The 21,530-nt window shown below is 66.5% G+C and carries 21 protein-coding genes; 18 read left to right on the top strand and 3 right to left on the bottom strand.

The window, feature by feature from the left end:
* Positions 1–39: 39 nt before the first annotated feature.
* The 18 genes from ACODSO_RS24455 to ACODSO_RS24370 all read left to right on the top strand — a co-directional run bounded on the left by ACODSO_RS24455 (position 40) and on the right by ACODSO_RS24370 (position 17,464).
* Positions 40–1,017 (top strand): DUF8176 domain-containing protein, encoded by a 978-nt coding sequence (locus tag ACODSO_RS24455; protein ID WP_489039258.1) that lies wholly within the window; start codon positions 40–42, stop codon positions 1,015–1,017.
* A complete protein-coding gene (locus ACODSO_RS24450) occupies positions 1,014–1,937 on the top strand; it encodes a hypothetical protein (RefSeq protein WP_489039257.1) in 924 nt (307 codons plus the stop codon). Before ACODSO_RS24455 ends, ACODSO_RS24450 begins: the two co-directional genes overlap by 4 nt.
* Complete coding sequence (locus ACODSO_RS24445) at positions 1,934–2,524, top strand: hypothetical protein (RefSeq protein ID WP_489039256.1); 591 nt, start codon at positions 1,934–1,936, stop codon at positions 2,522–2,524. The genes ACODSO_RS24450 and ACODSO_RS24445 overlap by 4 nt, the downstream gene beginning before the upstream one ends.
* Positions 2,521–2,877 carry a hypothetical protein gene (locus tag ACODSO_RS24440; RefSeq protein ID WP_489039255.1) on the top strand — a complete coding sequence of 119 codons (357 nt, stop codon included), beginning with the start codon at positions 2,521–2,523 and terminating at the stop codon, positions 2,875–2,877. Before ACODSO_RS24445 ends, ACODSO_RS24440 begins: the two co-directional genes overlap by 4 nt.
* 100 nt (positions 2,878–2,977) lie before the next feature.
* Positions 2,978–3,271, top strand: coding sequence for a hypothetical protein (locus tag ACODSO_RS24435; protein ID WP_094731869.1), 294 nt, complete (start codon positions 2,978–2,980; stop codon positions 3,269–3,271).
* 20 nt (positions 3,272–3,291) lie between these two features.
* Positions 3,292–3,681: a hypothetical protein gene (locus ACODSO_RS24430; protein WP_489039254.1), complete on the top strand. Its 390-nt coding sequence runs from the start codon at positions 3,292–3,294 to the stop codon at positions 3,679–3,681.
* Positions 3,682–3,730: 49 nt separating this feature from the next.
* Positions 3,731–4,420, top strand: coding sequence for a DUF8175 domain-containg protein (locus ACODSO_RS24425; protein WP_489039253.1), 690 nt, complete (start codon positions 3,731–3,733; stop codon positions 4,418–4,420).
* Positions 4,417–5,298, top strand: a complete 882-nt coding sequence (locus ACODSO_RS24420) for a DUF8175 domain-containg protein (RefSeq protein ID WP_489039252.1) — start codon at positions 4,417–4,419, stop codon at positions 5,296–5,298. Before ACODSO_RS24425 ends, ACODSO_RS24420 begins: the two co-directional genes overlap by 4 nt.
* Positions 5,289–6,839, top strand: coding sequence for a hypothetical protein (locus ACODSO_RS24415; RefSeq protein ID WP_489039251.1), 1,551 nt, complete (start codon positions 5,289–5,291; stop codon positions 6,837–6,839). The genes ACODSO_RS24420 and ACODSO_RS24415 overlap by 10 nt, the downstream gene beginning before the upstream one ends.
* 103 nt (positions 6,840–6,942) lie before the next feature.
* The gene (locus ACODSO_RS24410) at positions 6,943–8,436 is read left to right on the top strand and encodes an SCO6880 family protein (protein ID WP_489039250.1); all 1,494 of its coding nucleotides are present in this window, start codon (positions 6,943–6,945) and stop codon (positions 8,434–8,436) included.
* Positions 8,437–8,507: 71 nt separating this feature from the next.
* The gene (locus ACODSO_RS24405) at positions 8,508–10,427 is read left to right on the top strand and encodes an ATP-binding protein (protein WP_489039249.1); all 1,920 of its coding nucleotides are present in this window, start codon (positions 8,508–8,510) and stop codon (positions 10,425–10,427) included.
* A complete protein-coding gene (locus ACODSO_RS24400; protein WP_489039248.1) occupies positions 10,424–10,789 on the top strand; it encodes a hypothetical protein in 366 nt (121 codons plus the stop codon). Before ACODSO_RS24405 ends, ACODSO_RS24400 begins: the two co-directional genes overlap by 4 nt.
* Positions 10,786–12,477, top strand: a complete 1,692-nt coding sequence (locus ACODSO_RS24395; RefSeq protein ID WP_489039247.1) for a peptidoglycan DD-metalloendopeptidase family protein — start codon at positions 10,786–10,788, stop codon at positions 12,475–12,477. The genes ACODSO_RS24400 and ACODSO_RS24395 overlap by 4 nt, the downstream gene beginning before the upstream one ends.
* Positions 12,474–13,064 (top strand): hypothetical protein, encoded by a 591-nt coding sequence (locus ACODSO_RS24390; RefSeq protein WP_489039246.1) that lies wholly within the window; start codon positions 12,474–12,476, stop codon positions 13,062–13,064. Before ACODSO_RS24395 ends, ACODSO_RS24390 begins: the two co-directional genes overlap by 4 nt.
* The gene (locus tag ACODSO_RS24385) at positions 13,061–13,234 is read left to right on the top strand and encodes a hypothetical protein (protein ID WP_489039245.1); all 174 of its coding nucleotides are present in this window, start codon (positions 13,061–13,063) and stop codon (positions 13,232–13,234) included. Before ACODSO_RS24390 ends, ACODSO_RS24385 begins: the two co-directional genes overlap by 4 nt.
* Positions 13,231–15,114: a type IV secretory system conjugative DNA transfer family protein gene (locus ACODSO_RS24380; protein ID WP_489039244.1), complete on the top strand. Its 1,884-nt coding sequence runs from the start codon at positions 13,231–13,233 to the stop codon at positions 15,112–15,114. The genes ACODSO_RS24385 and ACODSO_RS24380 overlap by 4 nt, the downstream gene beginning before the upstream one ends.
* Entirely contained in the window at positions 15,111–15,899 is a 789-nt protein-coding gene (locus ACODSO_RS24375) for a DUF4913 domain-containing protein (protein WP_489039243.1), read from the top strand. The genes ACODSO_RS24380 and ACODSO_RS24375 overlap by 4 nt, the downstream gene beginning before the upstream one ends.
* The gene (locus ACODSO_RS24370) at positions 15,896–17,464 is read left to right on the top strand and encodes a hypothetical protein (RefSeq protein ID WP_489039242.1); all 1,569 of its coding nucleotides are present in this window, start codon (positions 15,896–15,898) and stop codon (positions 17,462–17,464) included. The genes ACODSO_RS24375 and ACODSO_RS24370 overlap by 4 nt, the downstream gene beginning before the upstream one ends.
* A 48-nt stretch (positions 17,465–17,512) precedes the next feature.
* Here ACODSO_RS24370 and ACODSO_RS24365 read toward each other — a convergent pair whose 3' ends face one another.
* The 3 genes from ACODSO_RS24365 to ACODSO_RS24355 form a co-directional block, all read right to left on the bottom strand.
* Positions 17,513–18,994, bottom strand: coding sequence for an ApeA N-terminal domain 1-containing protein (locus ACODSO_RS24365; RefSeq protein WP_489039241.1), 1,482 nt, complete (start codon positions 18,992–18,994; stop codon positions 17,513–17,515).
* A gap of 66 nt (positions 18,995–19,060) precedes the next feature.
* Positions 19,061–20,788, bottom strand: coding sequence for a relaxase/mobilization nuclease domain-containing protein (locus tag ACODSO_RS24360; protein ID WP_489039240.1), 1,728 nt, complete (start codon positions 20,786–20,788; stop codon positions 19,061–19,063).
* A 26-nt stretch (positions 20,789–20,814) separates the two neighbouring features.
* Positions 20,815–21,195 (bottom strand): plasmid mobilization protein, encoded by a 381-nt coding sequence (locus tag ACODSO_RS24355; RefSeq protein ID WP_489039239.1) that lies wholly within the window; start codon positions 21,193–21,195, stop codon positions 20,815–20,817.
* Positions 21,196–21,530: the final 335 nt, after the last annotated feature.

Below are 21,530 nucleotides of genomic sequence, written 5' to 3'. Positions count from 1 at the left end.
CCAGCTTCGCCCAGCACCGAAGGAGCACAGGAGAAAACAATGGCGACCGACAATCACCGGCAGACCGCGGTGCTGTTCCCGGACCCGCAGGAACACTTCGACCCCCGGTGGCAGACGGTCGCCGACCTCGACACACCGCCTGTCATCGCACCCACAGGCGACACACCCACCGATCAGGCATCTACTAATGATCCCTTCGTCGACGACAACGACGAGGCCGACAACGACGGGTTCGCCCCCGCCACCGGCGGTGAGGTCGACCCTGATATTTCGGACTTCTACCCAGAAGACGAGGTGGACGAACCTGCGCGGGTGCCGTATTGGGTGAGCGCGCATGTGCCGGCCGACCGGCTGGTGATGGACGAGCCGAACCGCCGCTTCCGTCGACGCCGCTCCACCGCGCCTCTTCCGCCTGACCCCGACACCGACACCGACACAGCAGCACCGCAGATGTCGCCCGCAGCCCCACACCGGCCACGATCGGTTCCCGGCGGCTGGATCGCAGCCGGAGTACTCGCCGCAGCGTCACTGATCGGCGCAGCCGTCGTCGTGACCGGACACGACGAAACACCAGCCACCCCGGCAGCCGCCGCACCGGAGCCCACACAAACCCCACGCACGTCCACCGCCGCCGCGACGACGCCCGCGGCCGCACCGTGGTGCACCACCGCCGCCACGGCCGACGCGACGACCACCGACGACGCCGGCAACCGCGAGAGCGCCATCGGTGTCATCGCCGCATTCGAGCACGCCTACTACGTACAACGCTCCGGAGCAGCGGTCGCAGCGCTGATGACCTCACCGGCCCCGGCCGACCGCATCCAAGCGGTCATCGACCGCACCCCATCAGGAACCGAGCATTGCGTGACCATCGCCGCCACCGACATCCCCGATGTCCACGCCGTCGCCCTCTCGCTGCGTACCCCGTCCGGATCGGAGTCGGCCATCGCCTCACGCATCACCACCGCCCGCACAGGCGAGAGCTATGCCATCGCGAACGTCGAGGAGGTCCGATGAAGCAACGACGACGACCACCGGTGAGCGCCGTGACACCACTACGACCCACAGAGCTGCGGACCCCAGCAGCGGCGCACGTGGCACCTGAACAGGTCAGCATCGTGATCGGCGCCGGATCCGGCGGTGCGGGAGCCACGACCATCGCTCTCGGGGTGGCCCACACCCTCGCCGAACGCCTTCCTGTCGCAGCGGTCGACGCCACCAGCGACGGCGGCGATCTGTTCGACCGCGCTGCAGCCCGGCCGCTGCCCGATACCTCGATCACCGCCGCGATCCCGGCCTCCTCGGCCGCGAGCACCGGCGGCATCGTCCTGTGCGGATCGGCATCGCTGTCCACCAACAGATTCGACGACCACCACTTCGGTACTGGTGGTCAGGGCCACGAGCCGAACGCTCACCGCGCCGATCCTGCGCAGAGCAGCGACCTGATGTTGCTCGATTCGATCCTCTCCTCCCGCGGGGTTGCCCGGGTCTTCGACCTCGGCACAGCCGTCGACGCACCTCGCGCCGCGGCTCTGCGCCGACACGCACTACTGGTGCTTGCCGCGCCGGTCCGGGCGCAACCTCTGACCCGCCTGCGCACGGTCCTCGACCGACTTCGCTGGACCCACGGCCCCGAAGCCCTGGCCGGGACCGTTGTCGTGCTCACCCACACCGTTCCCGGTTCGGTCCTGGACCTGGCACCGATCCGCGCCGCCCTCACGCCCCTGGTGGCCGGATTGATCGAAGTTCCGTTCGATCCGGTCCTGGCCGCACCGGGGCTGCTCGATCACCGGCAGATCGCACCGGCCACCGCCCGCGCGTTGCAGTCCCTCTCCGACCTCGCTCTGCACCGAATCTCAGCGGGCCACCAGCCGACACCCCTGCGCCGCACCCACACAGGGATCGAGTCCGACGACCAGAGAAGGGAACAGGCATGACCGCCCACTACACACCCGATCCTGTGCCACACCCAGGCGATACCCGCACCGGCCAGCGCGACACCGAATGGATCTCCCCGGCAGTGTGGCTCCTCGGCGCCACACGCGAAGCCGGCGTCAGCACCCTGGAACGGTTCTGGGCGTTCACCGCCGACAGCGAAGGCTCGTGGCCACCAGGCGATGACCGGGGTCGCGTCTCCCCGTATGTGGTGCTCGTGGCACGCGAGTCGTTCAAATCACTCTCCGCCGCCCAGAACCTCGCCCTCGCACACGATCGCGGAGAGGTCGGAGCGGGGTCGGAGCTGCTCGGTCTGATCACCGTCGCGGCAGCACCGAACCTGGAGAAGCCGATCCGCCAGCACCGCGACGTCGTGGCCGCTGCGTTCGAGAAGGTCTGGCACATCGGCTGGCACAGGCACCTGCTCTCTGCCGCCCTCGGCAAGCTTCCTCGCTGGCATCCCCTCGACTCGGGCGCACTCGCACCAGTCGAAGGCCTACCGGCTGATGTCCACACCGCCGCGATCGACCTCACCAACACCGTCCACTCCCGTATCCCCACCCTCTTCGCCCCGGGAGGGTCCGCATGAGCGCTGTCGCAGCGGTCTTCGATCTCCTGACTGCGACCGACGTCGGTTCCGGTTCGGTCGCCTCCGTTGCCGGCGGCGCAGGAGCTGCCGCCGGCCGGACACTCGTCGAGCACCCGCCGATCGTCTCCGGAGCGAGGCCGACGACGTTGCTCGACATCGTGCGGGCGGTGATCTTCACGGCGACAGCGGGAGCGGGGGTTCTGGTCGTTGTCTTCGCCGCCCGAACGGTCGCATTCGCGGGAGTGTGGGAGGAGAGCATCACCGCCGGACCCGCTCGAAAACTGTTCGCTGCCATCGCCGTTCTCATCGTGGCTGCCTGCTTCCTCGCTCTCGTCGATTCGGCGTTGTCATGACCGCTGAGATCCCCAGCGCATCTACTCACCGCGGCGCCGGTACCGACCAACGCGGTCAACCCCGCTTCACCCCGACCCCCGAAAGGTAGATCGATCACTCATGATTCTCGCCACCGCACAGGCCGTGCAGGACTTCTCGGTCCAGGCCATCGAATTCAACGTCACCGCCGAACTCCCACCCGGGGCGAACGGGCTTCTGAAACTGCTCAACTGGTTGCTCTGGGGTGTCCTTCTCGCATGCATGGCCGCCATCGTCTTCTCCGGCGGAAAAATGGCGTGGGAAAAGTGGAACCAGGGCTCCATCCAGGCCCCGAAGATCCTCCTCGGCGCTCTGGTCGGTGCGATCGTCTCCGGCAGTGCGAACGCCATCCTCAACGCCGTCGCCGGCACATAGACGCACCGGGTGAGAAACCGATGAACACAGCACCACCCACAATCCCTGCCGGGGACATGGTGTCCGCGCTACCGGAGCAAGTGGTCAGCGACATCAACACCGTTCTCGGGTGGATGCTCGCCCTCGTCGCGGTCGCGTGCGTCGGCAAGATCGTCTTCGTCGGGGCCCGCCTGGCGTGGGATCACCAGCACACACCTGGAGTCGAATCACCCGTGGCCGCCGAGTTCTTCGCCGCTGTCATCGGCTGGATCCTCGCCGCGGCCGCCGCCGGCGGTATCGCCGCAGTAATGCTCGACACCGCCGGAGCAACACCCGCTGAACCCGAACGCGGCAACCTCGTCGAACAGATCGAACAAATCAACCCGCCCCTCGGCGGTGAGCAGCCATCCGGCGAACAAGGCCCGCCCTGACAACCGTTGCCGCAGAAGCGTTTCCGCCCGAATCGAAGGACCTACGAACATGACAACCACCAGCACCCGCACCCACACAGCAATCGCCGCGGCCACCGCTACAGCAGTAGCGGTCCTCGCCGCAGCCTGCGGCTCCGGCGATCCCGCCCCCGATGCGCCAGCGGAGGATCCCGCCGCGGTCGATCTCACACAGCCGCCGCAGATTGCGTCGTGGACGACGTTCGGTGGTATCGCAGTCCCGTTGGGCAGCCAGGACGGTCCGACGTCGACGCCGGGTGCACCGTTGACCGGCTTCACCCGTACTCCGCAGGGTGCGGCGTTGGCGGCGATCGGCCAGTCCGTGCAGCTCACCACCGCCACCGACTCCGAGTGGTCGACGATCCTGCCTGCTGTCACCACTGCGGGCGCAGGCCGCGACGCGTACGCCGGGAACCGGGCACTGATCCAGGTCAGCGGAACCGACCCGGCCGTGGTCCCCTCGATCATCGGCTACACCCTGCCCGCATACAGCCCCGACGCTGCGACGGTCTCGATCATTCAGGAGTTCTCGGACGATTCCCTCGCTGCGGTCGCTGCCGAGGTGGTGTGGTCGGGCGAGGATTGGAAGCTCGCCCTCCCCACACCCGAACGCGAGCCGGTCCCACAGGACTTCGTCACCGCCGAAGTCGCCGGTAACCCTGTCACCTCCCTCGACGGGTTGCCGACCGACATGGTTGCGCTCGACGGAGCGTCCCGATGAGCGAACCCACCACATCGGGCGTCGAGCCACAGGCCCCAGCTACCGAGCCCGAAGGCAAGAAGATCGGAACCGTCGGCCTGATGGGTGTCGGCCTTGTCGTGGCCATCATCCTCGCCGGGATCGTCATCAGTCTCGTTGTCCTGCAGAAAGATCAAGACACTCCCCTGGTCTCGGTGGATACCGGTGGATCATCCACTCCGGCGACACCGGCCCCGGAGGCGGCACTGTTCGAACCCGACCCGGAGTTCGATGCCCTCGGCCGAGTCACCTACGTCCCGAAAGACCCCAACGGGGTCATCCTCGAGCAGACCGCTCCGCCAGCGGGCCGCGCCCCCGACGCAGCCCCGTCAGGGGTGATGCTCCAACGCATCCACGGCAACATGGTGCTCCCGTTTTCCACCTCCGACGGCCCGACAGGTATCGACTCCTCCGGTGTGGCAACGGGATTCGCCCACACACCCCAGGGTGCAGCGCTCGCCGCCGCTCACTACATGGCGTACTTCTCGGCAGGCAACGACCGTATCGACATGCTTTCAGCCTCCCGGCAGGTCGACGACCCGGATTCGGATCTCGTGGTACGCAAGAAGGCGAACAATCTGCGTCAGGAGATCTGGGTTCCCGACGGTTCTCCTGCTGTGGCGGTGCCCTCGGTGCGGGTGGACTATTCGGACAGCTTGAGCCGGGTGTGGTTCGGCTACTCGGCGAACCTCGATACCGGCGGCACGCAGTACCGCAGGTTGTACGTCGACGTCATCTGGCGCGACGACGGCCGCGGTTGGGTACTCCAGGCTCGTCGCCCGAGCGACAGCCGCGGCCCTACGGTCGGCGCACAGATCGACTCCATGCCCTTCGAATCCGGCTGGTCGACATGGTGGTGAAGTCTCGACTGGGTTCGATACTGGCGCCTTTCATCACGGTCCTTGCAACCGCCGCGGTTCTGCTCCTCGGTTCGGGCACTGCATTCGCACAGGACCCCGAACCACCACCGGCAGAAGAAGACACATCGCTCCTCGAGGACATCGCCGGGGTCGCACAGTGCGGTTCCATTACCGGACTCGCCACCTCGGCGTTGAGCGAAATCGCCGGAGCAGCTGGGGTGGACGCCGGTGTTCCGAGTTGCATAGACAGCGTCGGCAACGTGGTCGCCGCCCCGCTCGAAGCAGTGAAGAACGTCGCCGAAGGTGCCTGGGAACAAGCGGGCCTCTCATTCGGCGAAGCCGGCGCTGCGGGGCTCAAATTCGCGCTCGGCTGGTGGATTTCGATCCCCGGCCAAGACGAAACCGCGTATCAAACGGTCCTGTCGAAGGTCGGTTCCTACACCTACGACGTACAGCTGGCGTTTTTGATGGTCTCGATCATTCTGCTCGGCGGCAAACTCGCCCTCGCCCGATCGGGGGCAATCCGGCAGGTCTCGGAAGAAGGGTTCCGCCAGCTCGCCCGAGCCACGGTCATCGCAGGTTCGATCGGCTTCTTCGTCGTCGTCGGCACCCGAATCTCCGACGGGATCTCGACGTGGTTCCTCGATTCGACCGTGGGCGATGACCCGGCCAAGCTGGTGGAGGCGATGGTGCGGATCACCACCTTCGCCTCACCGGGCGGTATCGCAATGCTCTTCGCGATCGGGTTGATCGGCATCATCGGCGGCCTGTTTCTGGTGTTCCTGCTGCTGATGCGCATGGGCATGTTGGTGGTGGTCTCGGCGTTCCTGCCGATCGCCGCAGCCGCGGGCGGTACCCGTATCGGAGCCAGCGCCTACGAGCGGCTCATCGCCTGGACGTTGGCGTTCCTTCTGTTCAAACCCGTCGGCGCGTTCGTCATCGGGATCTCGGCAATGCTGTTCGCGCAATCGGCACCCTCACAGGACAACGACGGCGGCATGATGACCGCCGTCGTCGGCGCACTACTGCTCGCCTGCACCGCTTTGGTGTTGCCGTCGCTGATGAAACTACTGATGCCCGAAGCCGCCGGCGGCGTCGGCGGTCTCGCGGCCGCGGGCGCGATGATCGGCGCCGCTGTTCAGGTCGGATCGATGGTCGCGACCGGCGGCGGGAGCGCAGTAGCCGAAGGTGCAGGCGCTGCCGGAGGCGCGGCTGCCGGAGGCGGTGTCGACGGATGGGCACCGTCGTCCTCATCCGGTTCCGTACCCACTTCGTTCGGCGTCGGTCCCGCTTCCGGCGGCGACAGCGGAGGCAGTGGAGGGGGTGACGGCGGTCCGAGCGGCGGCTCGATGCCGTCGGGTAGCGGCGGTGCGGACACCGGCGCGCAGAGCGCGGGCCGCTCCGCCGACGCCGCAGCACCCCCGGCCGCCTCGGGTGGATCGGCTCCGGATTCGTTCGGATCCGGCGCGGGAGGTGCCGGCAGCGGACCAGCTCCCGGCAGCGACGCAGGAAACGACAACAACAGGGGATTTCAGATATGAGACAACAGCTTTCGCACCGGACGCAAACATCGCCCCGACCGCACGAAGACCGCCGTAGTGCGGCCGCAGTCGACGTCGCACCATGCACACACGGGTCGATCCGATGAGCAGCGAGCACAGGGCGCCGACCACCTACGGCGCATGGCGACTGCCACGCTCGGGCGGTGCATTCGGGGTGAGCTTCGCGGTCACCATCCTCGGGATGGCGTTCGCGGTCGCCATCATCGGCACCTACGCAGTCACCCGGTCGCTGTCGGCATCGGGTCTGGTACTCGCGGTCGGCGCGGTGCTGATCGTGCCGATGGTGATGAACAAGGACGGCCAGAGCGGTCACCGACGTTTCTCCGGGTGGCGGACCTCGCTGCTGTCGAATCGGCGCGGCGAAGACACCTATGCCTCCGGCGCGTTCTCCAAGGTGCCCGGCGGGGTCTTGCGTCTACCGGGTGTCCTGGCCGGAACCGATCTCTACGAGGGCATCGACTCCGCCGGCCGCACGTTCTCGATGATCCACCTGCCCGACACCCACTACTACACCGTGCAGCTCGCCGCGGAACCTCAAGGCGGGGAGAACTTCGACCAAGAACACTTGGACCGGGCGGTGGCGAACTGGGGCCAGCAACTCGGAGGGTTCGGCGACGTCGCCGACATCCCTCTTGTCGCCGCGATCTTGGAGACGGTGCCCGACACCGGAACGGTGCTGATGGAAACCGTCCGCGCCCGTGTCCGCCGCGACGCACCCGAGCTGGCGCGCCAGTCGATGTACGAAACCGCCACCGGCACCGCCAAAGGCGGTGTCCGCATGGCAGCACGGTTGGCGATCACCTTCCAAGCCCAAACCGACGAACGCCGCAAGGACCCCGCCGAGCAAGGCGTGGAAATCGCGCGCCGCCTCCCCGAGATCACTGCAGCCGCAGCAGCCGCCGGAGTCATCTGCACCCCCATGACCGCCGACGAAGTCGCCGGCACCGTACGCCGCTCCTACGACCCCGCAGCTCTCGAAGCGGTCGAAGCCGCGCTGTACTCCGGACAGGGAACCGGCTTGTCGTGGTCGGACTGCGGACCACGCACGACCTTCCGCAAACGTGACCGCTACTTCCACGACGGCGCAGTGTCGGTGACCTGGGAGATGCGCGTGGCGCCGAAACGGGCAGTGACCGAGCGAGTCCTCGAACGTCTGATCCGCCCGCACGCCGAGCTGCCGCACAAGCGGGTCACGCTGCTCTACCGCGTCCACCCCGCTGGGGAAGCCGCCGACGTCGCTGCCAGCGACTACCGCAACGCCCGCGCCCGCCGCTCCGGCCGCACCGGCCTGGACAACATGGGCGATGTCAACGACGAACGCGCAGCGAGCCTGGCCCAGAAGGAGCAGTCCCTCGGACACGGCATGACCCGGTTCGCGATCCTGGTCACCGTCACCGGCCCGGCCGAAACGACCGACGTCCCACGTATCGACGCGATCCTGCGTGATGTCTCGGTGCAAGCCCTGCTCTCGGTGCGCCGCAGCCACTACTGGCAGGACGCGGCCTTCGCCGTCGGACTCGGTATCGGGATCTCCGCTCCCCAGCACACCTCCCTGCCGCGACTGGCCGACGGATAACACCCCTCACCGGTCATCGACCCGCACCAGCCCGCCCGCCGCTCCTGCCCCTCCGAGAGGAAACATCCGTCATGCCCGGCACTCTCACCCACCGCACTCCCCGCCCCGCCCCCGTCGACTCGAAGGCCGGAAAGCCGGTGAAGGCAGACAAATATCGGGTGCTCTCCGACGAGGACCGCAGCGCGCTCGAAGCCCGCTGCGCCGCAGCGACGAATCCAGTTCTGACCATCTGGCTCACGGCACGGCTCACCCGCGACGACAATCACCGCCGCAACCGGGACCGAGACCGAGCGCTACTCGGCGATGGCAGCCAGAGCGGAGTGTTCACCGCATCGGATGAACGCGGCTTCACCGGAGCGGGCAGTGGCCGCATGGCCACCGTCCTGCCCCCGGTCGAATACCGCGGAACCACCAAACAGGTCGCCGGACTGTATCCGTGGATCTTCGGTGCCTCCGCCCCGATCCTGGGCCCAATCCTCGGCCCGCACCTCTCCACCGGCGCCCCGGTCGGCTTCTCACCGCTCGCAGCGAAAGAGCGCGGCGCGATCACCGCACCGGCGTGCATCATCATCGCGCTCAACGGCTTCGGAAAGTCGACACTGCTGCGCCGCATCGCATTGGGCGACATCGCCGCCGGTATTCGAGTGATGTGGCCCGGCGACGTCAAACCCGACGGCCGCAAGCTCACCGAAGCCGTCTGCACCACCGGCGTCAACGAAGTCGGCTACGGCACAGGTGCATTGAACCCTCTCGACCCCGGTCCGATCGGGGTCGCACTGGCCCGCTACATCACCATCGACCCGGACCTGCGTCGCCGCTACGAGTTCGCGCTGCATTTCCGTCAGGTCAATCTCGTCCTGGCCCTGTGCGAGATCGTGCGCCGAAGTCCGTTGCAGGACTACGAGGAAGCGGTCATCGACTCCGGTATCCGCCTGCTCTACACCCCCGTCGTGGGCGGTGGCCGTGGACACGACGTGGAGCGGCCCGCGCGCCTGTCGGATCTGCTCGACCTCGTCGACAGCTGCCCCGACGAGCTGCAGAACGACGTGGTCGCCGACAGCCCGGAGGAGTACCGCGGACAGGTCAAACCGCTGCTGCGCACTCTGCGAGCCCTCACCAAGGGCCGGTTCGGGGAAACGTTCGACTCCGCCACCACCGTCCGGATCGACATCGACAACCCCTCGACCTGCTTGGACATGTCCGCCGTCCCCGAAGGCGACTCCCTGATGCGCGCCGCTGTCCTGGTCTCGGGCTGGTCGGAGTGCTTCGCCGCGGTCGACGCCGCGCACCTGCGCGCCACCAGCGGCAACGGCCCACACCTGGCGTTCTCGATCCTCATGGACGAGCTGTGGCAGGTCCTCTCGTGCGGTCCGACGATGGTCGACCGCCTCGACGGTGTTCAGCGCCTGCAGCGCACCAAAGGAGTCGGCGTCATCGCCGTCACCCACTCGGTCGCCGACCTCGAAAAAGTCGGTGCGTCCGGGTTCTTCGAACGCTCCCGCGCCCGCATCATCGGCCCCATCCCCCGCAGTGAGGTCGCCCGCCTGTCGGAGGTGATGCAGTTCTCCGAACGCGAGAAGACGATGCTCACCAACTGGTCCGACTCCGCCGACCTCGGCTCGGCTGCCACCGCGATGACCGCCGCCCGCATTCGCTGCAAGCATTGCTCGAGGTCGCTGCTCTTCCTCGCCGGCACGCAGACCCCCATGTGGGTGCACCAGGACAGCGAAGCGCGGCACTGCGACGCCGTCGACCCGCACGAGAGCGTCGAGGACTTCGACCCCAGCCGTATCGCCGAACCATTGGAGTCGGTCAAACAACCCCCCTCCGGGATGGGGCATTTTCTGCTCAAGCTCGGCGAAGGTGGCCGCCCGGGTGTGCCGTTCCGGGTGTGGGTGACTCCGGCGGAGAAGAAATCGGGGATCCACGACACCGACGAGCGTCTGGACGCCGCCACCGAAGAGCAGCGCCGTGCGGCGGTGACCCGATGAGCGCCCACCTCGCCCGGCACACGACGTTGACACCGGACGCCACCGAATCCGCAGGGGCCTGTTCCGCCGTGGGTGAGCGCCGGAAGTACCGGCTCGTCGACGACGACACTCGCGATGCTGCGATCGGCACCGTCTGCACAGCCATCGAACAAGGAACCTCCTTCACCGCTGCCTGCGCGGTGGTCGCCGCACACATCGGTGTCGCCGCCACCACCGTCCGCGGGTGGGTCAACGACTCCGGACGCCGCCCTCGTACGGACTACGACGAAGTCCTCGAATTGCGCCGGGCGTTGGCTGCGGCCGCCGAACTCAACCACCGTCTCGCTGCCGGACGAGAAACACCGACGACGGAGCTGCGGTGAGCGATCAGGGTGGCTCCTCGGGCCTGACGGCAGTCGCGATCGCGGCCGTCGGGGTCCTACTGGGGGCCGCGGTGCTCGCAGCAATCCTCGCTCAAGACGAGCAAGACCGCGCCGCTGCGTCGACCGACTGCCTACCCGGAACCTCTCAGCTCGGCGCGACGCCCGGGAACCTGCTCGCCGCCCCCGGCTCGTTCATCAAACCCGTCGACCCCGCCACGGTGACCTTCACCAGCGGTTTCGGAACCCGCTGGGGTGCGCAACATCAGGGCATCGACCTGGCCGGTCCGATCGGAACCCCGATCTACGCCGCCGCCGACGGCACGGTCTACGCCGCCGGGGAAGCGTCCGGTTTCGGGCAGTGGGTCGTGCTCGATCACGTATTGGGCGGTAAAACCGTCTCGACTGTCTACGGACACATCGACACCTACAGTGTCGCCGCCGGGCAAACTGTGCGCGCCGGACAGGTCATCGCCACCATCGGCAACCGCGGCCAATCCACCGGGCCGCACCTGCATTTCGAGATCTGGGACGGCGGCCGTGCCGGCGGGAGCGCGATCGATCCGCTCGCCCAATACGAGGCCGCACCAGCCCCCGGCGCAGCGCCCGCAACGCCGTCCGCTCCTATCTCGGCTCCGATACCAGCGCCGGTGGATCAGCTCGCCGGAACAGTCCCGGGCGCGGGCGGGGATCTGTCGACGCCCACCCCGGCATCGATGGGAAACGAGACCAATCTGCAGGTCGGCACCAAACGCGTGATGCGTGCTCTGGCACTGAAATTCGGTACCCGTCTCGATTCCCTCGGTGGTTGGCGGGCGAGCGGCGGAGCAGTCGACGATCATCCGCAAGGCCGCGCGGTCGATGCGATGATCGGAAACTACGCCTCCGGAGACGGCGTCGCGCTCGGCAACGAGATCCTCGACTACGTCATGGCCAACGCCGACTTCTTCCACCTCGAGTACGCCATCTGGCGGCAAACCATCCACTTCCCCGGCCAGGAACCCTCCCTGATGGAGGACCGCGGCTCGGACAACGAAAACCATATGAACCACGTCCACATCACCGTCGACGCCTCCGGATTCGACGACGCAGGCGCAGTGTGGGGTCAATTGCCCGGCGGAACGACCACAGGGCCGGGTGCGTCCGCGGCCGCTCCCGGATGCACCACCCCCGGGGCCGGGCTCGGTGAGGATCTCGCCGCCGGCACGGTACCGGCGGAGTTCGAACCGTGGCTTCGCAAGGCCGGGGGGATCTGCCCGCAGATCAAGTCCTCACTACTCGCCGCGCAGCTCGACGCCGAGAACGGCTTCTCCTACGGCCCCAACGCCCCCGTCTCCAGCACCGGCGCCGGCGGCCCCGCGCAGTTCATGCCCGGCACCTGGGCGAGCTACGGCAAGGACTACGACGGCGACGGGTCGATCGACATCAACTCCATCGGCGATGCAGTCATGGCGCAGGGCCAGTACATGTGCGACATCGCAGGGGTCATCGACGCCGGGATCGCAGACGGCCGGGTGAGCGCACCGAACGGACCCACCGAGCTCTACCTCGCCGGCTACAACGCCGGCGAAGGCGCAGTGCTCTCCTCCGGCGGATTCCCCACCGGCTCCAACGATTACATCGTGCAAACCCGCCCGTACGCGGACAAGATCATCGCCGCCGAACCGACGTTCAGGAGCCAGAACTCATGACACACACTGCTTCTCGTATCAGGTTCTCGCACAACACATCCGGTGCCCGTGTGCTGGCATCTGTGGCCGCTGCGATCGCCACCGTCGTGCTCGCGGCTGGCTGCGGTAGCTCACCGGACCCCGATCCGGTCCCCGAAGGCACCGACGCTCACGTACAGATCGACCCGCTCGACCCCACATCCCTCGGGCCGCAGGAGGCAGCCTCGGTGGCGATGAACGCGATCCTGTCCTGGCAGCCCGCGTTCGACACCAGCAAGACCGACGCCCTCGCCCGGGCGCGGCCCTGGCTGACGGTGCCGCTCACCGACACGCTCGACGCGCCGCAAACCTCGACGCAGTTGCGTCCGGATCGGGAATGGGACGCCTGGGCAGCATCCGGAGACACACTGACCGCGACGTGCACCCCGTCCGCCAATACCCCGGCCAGCCCGGAGGGTATGCGGACCGTCATCGTCGACCTCGACTGCCGCCAACGCGTCCTGCACGCCAGCGGCGCATCGACGCTGCGGCCTGTCGAGACCTGGAGAACCACGATCATCTCCACCCCCGGCGGGTGGCGACTGTCCGACTTCCGGTACCGCACATGACATCGCCCGAGACGTCGATCGCGCAGTGGACGGTGCTGATCGCCAAAGCCGCGGCCCTGGGCGTCCTCCCCCGCGCCGACGAGCTCGACACGGACCAAGCGGACCCGGCCAACGAACTCGACACACACCGAACAGCCATGACCCGTATTCACGAGAGGACTTCACCATGAACACCGACGTCAAAGATCCCAGCAACGACTCCGCGATGATGTGGCTTGTCGGCGGTCTCGCCTCCGCTGCCGTGCTGATCGGCGGCGGAGCATCGATGTCCCTGCGCCTCGGTAGCGAGCAGGAGGTCCCGGCGAATCCGGCCGACGTCGTCTCCCAGCTCTACACCGGCGATCTGGTGTGGACATCCGGGGCCACCGTCGTGGCCGTATTCTTCACACTGCTGATGTTGGCTCTACTCGGCGCGGTCGGTGTAGCTCTCGGTCGCCGGCGTGCTCGGCGTAGCCGCGTCGACGACGCCGCCGAACACCTCGGCCGGATCAAAGACGTCCGGTCGCTGACCTACAAATCCTGCCGCTCGGTGGCCGAACGCCTCGGAACACCCGTCGAACGGGGAAGCGAACCCGGTGTACCGCTGGGAATCATGGTCGGCACCCGCGCTCGCCTGTACGCCGACATCGAATCCACCCACGTCGACATCTGGGGTCCACGTACCGGTAAGACCACCTCCCGGGTCATCCCGGCCATCCTGGCCGCGATGGGCTCGGTGCTGACCACCAGCAACAAACGCGACGTCGTCGACGACACCCGCGCCTACCGCGCCGAGATCGGCACCGTCTGGATCTTCGACCCGCAGCGGGTCGCACAGGAACCCCCGACGTTCGTGTGGGATCCACTGTCGTGGGTGCGCTCGGACACCGCGACGACCGCAGCCGTCGGCGATCTCGACGCCCTCGATGCCGACATCTCGGTCCAAGAACGCAAGGCCGCTGCGCTGGCGAAACAGTTCGCGATCAGTGACGACGGACAGGCAGCCAAGAAGGATGCGTTCTTCGACCCCGAAGGCGAGGACCTGAACGCCTCACTGTTTCTCGCGGCCGCGGTTGGCCGACGGCCGATCACACAGGTCTACCGGTGGGTCACCGATGTGCAGAACCTCGAACCGATCTCCCTGCTACGCCAGGCTGACTATGCACTGATGGCGGACGGACTGTCCGCGCACTACACCGCTACCGACAAGCAGCGCTCCGGTGTGTTCACCACCGCCAAGAAGATGATCAACTGCCTCAAGTTCCGATCGGTGCACCCGTGGATCGAACGCACCGGCCCGGGCGATACCCGCCCGGAATTCGATCCTGCGCAGTTCGCCCGCTCCGACACCGACACCCTCTACAGCCTGTCCAAGGAAGGGATCGGTTCCGTCGGTCCGATCGTGACCGCACTGACCGTGGCGGTGTGCGACGAGATCCTCGAACGCGCCAGCGAGATCCCTGGCGGTCGTCTGAAGACGCCGTTCCTGTTCGCACTCGACGAAGTGGCCAATGTCGTTCGGTGGCAGGAACTTCCCGGCCTCTACAGCCACTTCGGTTCCCGCGGAATCATCATCATGTCCATCCTGCAGTCCTGGTCGCAGGGCGCACGCTGCTGGGGCGAGGACGGTATGAAAGCTCTCTGGTCGGCCGCCAACGTCGCCGTCTACGGAGGCGGCGTCAAAGTCGACGACGGGCCGTTCCTGCGGAACATGTCCACCGCCCTCGGCGATCACTACGAGATCACCGGTTCGATCTCCTCCGGACGAGGCGGTAACTCCCGCTCGCGTCAACGCACACAGGTCCGCACCCTCACCGAATCCGATCTCGAAGCGCTCCCCCGCGGCCGCGCGATCATCCGCTCCTCCGGCAACCGGCCTGTCCTGGTCGAGACCGTGCAATGGACCAACGGACCCCACGCCGATGCCGTGCAGGACGCGACCACACGCGCAGACGAGTCGGCAACGTCGACGGACGACTCAGCGGATCGGCGCGACGCCCTCGGAAGTGGCGATGGTGTGGCTCTGGGTAAGACACCGAGCTTCACCGGGACCGAGAGCGAGGCACTGTGAGCGACGACGAATTCGATCCCGCCACCGAACTCCCGACCCCCGGGGACGATTCGGAGCCTGCCAGGATCGATCACGACAACGTTGACGCGGAGGGTGCACTCCCGGTAGCGGACGACGACCGCGGGGCAGCCAGCCACGACGAGTTGTCCGCTGCATTCCAACAGCAGGTCGACGCCGCGGTGTCCGCCCGGATCCGCACGGAAGTGGCGGCGATCGCCGACGCACAGTTCGGTGAAATCCTCACCCCTGAACTGTTCGAGCAGTTGCAGGCCGCGACCGCACGCGCTCTGGCCGCGACCCTCGACAAAGAGGTACAGAAGGCGCAGGCGGCCGCCGACGATGCCGAAGCTGCACCGGTCTACACAACGCTGTTGGACTTCGTCGACGAGGTGATCCGCCCGCACTACCGCCGAGAAGTCTCGGAAGGAAATCAAAAGAAGTGGTGCCCACAGTGGTGGGCCCACGGGGAAGCCTACCGGCGACTCGATGCCCTCTGGCGAGCGTGGGAACACCTACGGAAAGACCCGAACACCGGGGCGAGTGTGTGGTGGAAAGACCACGCAGACCACCACATGGGCATGCTCCTCGACCCACAAGGCCCGTTCTCTGCGTGCGGAGTTCGGCACGGACACAAAACCACCCTCCCCCCGCTCCCTGCCGACGAACCCGACCCCGCCCTGTTCGCGATCCCGGCCGACCCCGACACCGCAGCCGCCGCCGACGACGTCCCACCGCCCGCCGACACCCGCTCGACCACCGCCGCCATTGAAGGAGCACAACGATGACGCAAGGACCCGACACCCTCACCGACGACCTCGGCCGTTCACTGCGCACCAGCCTGCAAGTCGCCCTCCTCGCCGGCGAAGCGATCGCCCGCCGCCGCGAGAACCGACTACGCGAGGCCCTCCAACGCAGCGACGAACACGCTCGCGCATTCCAGACCCGTCTACGCGCCGAACGAGGATCCGCCGAAGCGCAACTGCGGCCGGTGCACTCGTCTCGGTGGTGGGAGGCAGCGACACCCGAGATCCTCGCCGAGACCTACCGCACCGCCCACGCATGGAAAGAACAGTCCCCTGTCGCTGCAGACGCGCTGGCACGCCTGGACGATCAACTCTCCGCCCGGCACGGAATCGACACGGCCACACTCGGAGTCGAGCAGGCCGGTGTAGCGGATCGTTTGGCCGCGGTGATGAACGAACGCGCCGCCCGGGAAGCAGGATCGAACTCTTTCGCCGAGCGCGGCTTCACCATCGTCGATGATCGCCCTGCCGGCCGCGGGTTCATCCCGACCTGGGATCTTCGCCAGCCGAACGGTGAGGGCATCGACCGCGGCGCTATCGACGAAGCACCGCAACATTGGGCCGTGTTTCTCACTCGCGACGACAAGAACGAATGGGCCCCGGAGTTCTTCTGCACCGACGTCGCCGCCGCAGGCCTCGACCGTCCCGTCCCGCCGCTGTACCTCGCTCACGAGGACTGGTGGTGGGAGATGGCCGCCGAACATCAGATCGCCGAAATCTACGAGCAGTTCATCCACAACGGTGGTACCTACGGCGTGGTCCGCATGGAAGATCAGATCTCGCGTCACTACGGCATCGACGCCAGTACCTCACGGGGCCTACCCTACGAACTCGCCGACCGCATCGCTGCTGTGAACGCCGAACGCGCAGACACCGTCGCCGCCGAGAAGTCGACACAAGAACGCGCAGACACCGTCGCCGCGATCGCCCACGCAGACCGCGTCGACGCCGCACGCGAAGCACAGTCCACCCCCACACCCGGGACACAACTCGATACGCTGGCCGCGGAGTTCGACGACGCACTGGAGTGGGCGAAAACCGCCGTCCCGCGCGACGCCGAACGCTACGTCTACGCCGGCGGAGAACGCAAAGACGCAGCACGCGAAACCATCACCACCGGATGGGAAGTCGTCCAATCCAAAGCCTGGGCCACCGAGCACGCACCTGCATTGGCAGCGCAGTTCGCGCAGACCGAAATCTCGGCCAACCGTCAGGACTACCTGACGGCGAGAACCGAGCTGATTCAAGAATGGTCCACAGCGGGACGCCCACGCATCGACGCCGCACTAGGAGAGCAGCCTGCCACCGCATCAGCGAGCTCGGCCTCACCGCACCGCTACGACTCCAAAGAACGACGCGATGCACTCACCGCACAGCTCCAAGCCGCCGGCGTCGACCCGGACGCCATCGAAGCCCGCCTCGCCGCCGACCGCGACAATGCACACCCCATCGGAACTCCCGCTGCGTCCACGTCGAACTCCCCCAAAGCAAGCAAAGGCGACCGCAGCAACTCCCGCTCTACGAGCACCGAACGCGGAGACCGCTGACAGCCCATGGGCGCCGCTGTGTAGGGCCTCCCCTAACTTGGCGGGGCCCTACCTGCGCTCGGATTTCAGCGCTCGTTGTTGCTCCTCGTGGCCACACCCCAAAACTCGCAGCAAATGTGCCCTGATGATCCGGTGGAGAACCTCGCTAGCGCTGGCAAGGCTGTTCGCCGGGTGGTCTCGCGTTCCGTGTGCGAGATCATTACGCACCATACGTAAGACATTCTCGGGTACCGGCGGCTCTGCAGTTGAACTCTCTTCCAGCACCGCCGCCCTCACCTCCGCTACAAGAGCCAGCGCATCGAGCTCGACTTGCACCGAGCTCGAAGGAAGCATCTCGATCAACTGCTTCAAAGCGGTGTCGAGACCTGACGTAGCTCGGCGACCGAGCGCTGACTTCGCGAACTTCCAGTCCTTACCGGTCAAACTTGCGCCTTCAAGTTTGCGTGTGGAGTCCAGATGCTGAAAGAAGTTCCAGCGCTTCAGATTGTGGCTCCGCTGGTTCGATCGGATCGCCTCTTGGTTCTCGAAACCGTGCAGACTTTCCAGACATTGCATCGCGAATAAGTAGCGGCCACGTGGGTGCTGATCCTGGTCCATCATCCCCGGCCGGTAGGTCTGCAGAAGCGGATTTCCCGCAGACCTGGCCTCCCGTGACGCACGAATCAAATCGATGGGCGAGACCTTCGAGAACTCCAACGCCGCTCCCACTCGCGCACCGTTGTCCTTGTTGGAGTGGTACACCTCTTGACTAATTCCCGCGGCGAAAAGCTGTGCTACAGCGTCCAAGCGTCCGTCTGCGTGCAAGTCCGGTAGTAGTCCAAGATAGGTAATCCTTTCGGTCCTACCGGTGGCGAGCGACGCCACGTCCCTAAGGGGCTCGATCCACAGATCGATCCACGCTTGAATCCCTATGGGCGAATGCTTATTGAAGCGCATGAGCGGGATGTAGCGCAGTCTGAATTCGTACGGATCGTGCATGCGCGCGGTCATGTTGTACTCGTGGCTGACCTCGATCTCTGAGTCGGCCCACACCTGCTTACTGTCGCCGTTCCCCTGGACCGTCCACTCCCCTCCCGCCCAATCCTTCGGATAGCGGATGCTCTCCAGCGGCGTTTGACCGCCGAGCACATCGAGGGCGGTGATCTGAACTTCGGCACCGAGGAATCGGAACTCGTCGCTGGGCGGCAAGTCGACTCCGACGACTGCGGCGCTTGCCCGAACCCACGACACTTCGTTGCCCATGATCGTTATTTGCGCGCCAATCAGGGCAATGTCGAGCCCTTGATTGACCAACCGGCCGCGCAGCAGCGGAAAGTCGAGATACTGCGGAAATGCACCTGACGTTTCACCGCTTTCTGGATGAGTGATCCACGTCCCAGCAACGCCGTGGACCGTTCCTGTAGGTGATCGCGACGCCTTGAGATCGACTGTTCCGGCGTGCGTCTGCACTTCACCGTCTGAGTCCGAGACATGCCATTCACAGGGATAGTCCCCAGGTTCGATGGTCGACAGATTCAGCGCGGAGGGCATTCAAGAGTTCCTAATCTGAGTCAACTTCGAGAGCACCTGTTTGATCTGCGGCCGTTGCAGCAATGCTCATCGTCCTCTGTCCCTAGGTTCACGGTTCAGCTGTCCGTCTCGGGTCGGTTTAGCTTGAGGTGACTCGGTCAATCGCCGCCCCCTCGACTTGCCAACCCCGACAGTGTCAGCGTGACGTGCCTTGAGAACCTCTTTGATCTCCTCGGAGATGTCGGTGCGCGCATCGACTTCCGCGTTGTACGCCTTGCGTTGCTCACTGGCCGTCACCGGCCGCGTGCGCTCGGCAACCGAGACCGGTGACGTCGCCAGAGCAGCCTCGGACACGGGTTGCAACCGTGCACGCACGGCCGCGAGTTCGGTTCGCGCCAACGTCTCCACCGCCGACGCCCGCGCCAAATCCCCTGCCGCGCGGTGCGCGTCCGCGATCGCTCGCACTGTCTTGGTCAACTGATGCAACAGCAGCATGTACCCCGCGGCCGGATCGGTGGTCCCCACTTGCAACAAGATCAATGCGGCCCCGCCTGCGGACAATCTCTTCTGTGACACTGGAGCACGCTGGTGCGCTGAAATCTGTGCCGAGTCGGCCAACGTGCGGGCCGCCGCCGCCAGTGGTCCCGGTGTCGGTTCCATCCGCGCCGACCATGCTGCGAACACACCCGCTGTGCGGCCCGCAGCACGCGCCCATTGCGCGGTATCGGTGGTCGGTATCGACCCCAGGTACGTGTTCCACTTGCCGATGTCCTGCGCGGCGCGGGCGATCAGCTTCGGGTCGATCGGCGTGAGTTCGCGGCCGTTGCTCACGGTCACCGCGCTACCGCGACGCGTGGCCTTCCACTCCGCGGTCGCCGCTGTACGTGCGTCTTCGCTCTGGTCCCACTCATCGCGCAACCGCGGCAAGGTGAGGTCCTTCGACAACCGTCCGCCGCCGTACCAGACCGGTCGTCCGCCGTTTGCTCGCTCGGCCGGTGTCGGCGTCGTGGCAACGGAGTAACCGACGACCTCGCCGGTCGTTCCCTTCTCGTAGCGCGGGCGCACCAACAGCTTCCGGGCGCGCAGTCGTCGCACGAATTCCGCTTCTGTCTTCGATGCCGTCGCGCACGCACGCACGGTCCGCTCCATCGCCTCACGCGCAGTCTCCGGAGCATTCGCGCGGCGGGCGCGTGCCGCTTCGGCGGGCTTGACACCGCGGCTTCCGCGTTCTGCTTCGCGCGAGGACAGGACCACCAACTGGTGGCGGTGTTCGAGAACGTTGCAGGCGGTCTGGGCACGCTTGAAATCGTTGAAGGTGTTGACCTTCGTACCGTCCTCACGGACCGCTGATGCAGCGATATGGATGTGGTCGCCGCCCGCGGTGGTCTTGCCGTGACGGATGGCCACCCAGCGTGCCGGTGCGCGTGGAGAGTCAGGGTCGTCGAACCCCATCTCCTTCATGAAATCGGAGGCGATCGCAGCCCACTTCTCGTCCGGCAGTTCACCCTCGTCCGGGTTCAGTGACAGCGAGCAGTGCCATACATTCTGGTCCGATGTCGCGTCGGCCAACGCGACCGACCGGGTTATACCGTCGTCGATCGCAGCGTTCATCTTCCGCTTGCTCGTGACGGTCACCTCGGTACCGAACACCACCCGCGCGGTGTCCAACTTTCCCGCAAGCGCGATCGCGTCCTCGTGCGAGAGCTCTGCCGATGGCGCCGCATACATGATGGTTTCGTGGCCGGCCACGATGTGCGGGTTCTCGTGCTCGTTCGACTTGCCCGGCCCGGCGAGATACACCACCAGCCCTGTCATCTTCGCGCCCCGAGTGATGTTCGGAATCAACGACCGACCAGATCCCGGGGAAGACGTTCGAGTCGATCGAAAACCCTGCGCACCGCGTCCACTGCCGCAGCAGTTTCCGGTGGCACCTCGCCCGTCGCGTTCGCGACCTTCGCGAGCTGGTTCAGGTTCCGGCCGACCGCAGCAATGAGCTTGGTGACCGCGAACAATTCCGTCAGATCCTCACGCGACACCGACGCCCGCGGAGCCTTCAACGCCGAGTCCGCGAGCAACCGCGCCACCGTCACACCCTGCACCCGCGCAGCAGCCTGAACCGCCAGCTCCTGCTCATCGGTCAACTTCACGACATGCCGGTGCATCCGCCCGCCGACAACGTTCGACTGACGGGTGCGAAGCCACCCCGCTTTGGTCTCCCCCATCACCCGCTCCTCACCGTCGGCACCTCACATTTGCCCAGCGCAGCGACCCCACACCTGGGGACCCACACCAACAGTGTGGCAGGTGCCCGCCGAAATCGCTAGATTTAGGGCACCCAAGTTATAGCTTGCTCCGCCAGGGGCATGCTGGTGGCTCGCGGAGCCTTCGGAGTGGGTCGCCAGAAAAGACGCTCAGGACGAGCGCCGCGAGCTCAGATTTCGCGCGCCGCAGGTGCGCGGCCGGCGGTTGTCCCCGGTTGTGGATTCGGACCCAATTGTGGGTGCCTGAGACCGAGCGGAGCGGCCTGGGAACTCTCGGACATCCACATGAGGACACA

This window comes from Rhodococcus sp. FG69 (genome assembly GCF_057808915.1).
This window is presented reverse-complemented; position numbering and strand designations above follow the sequence as displayed.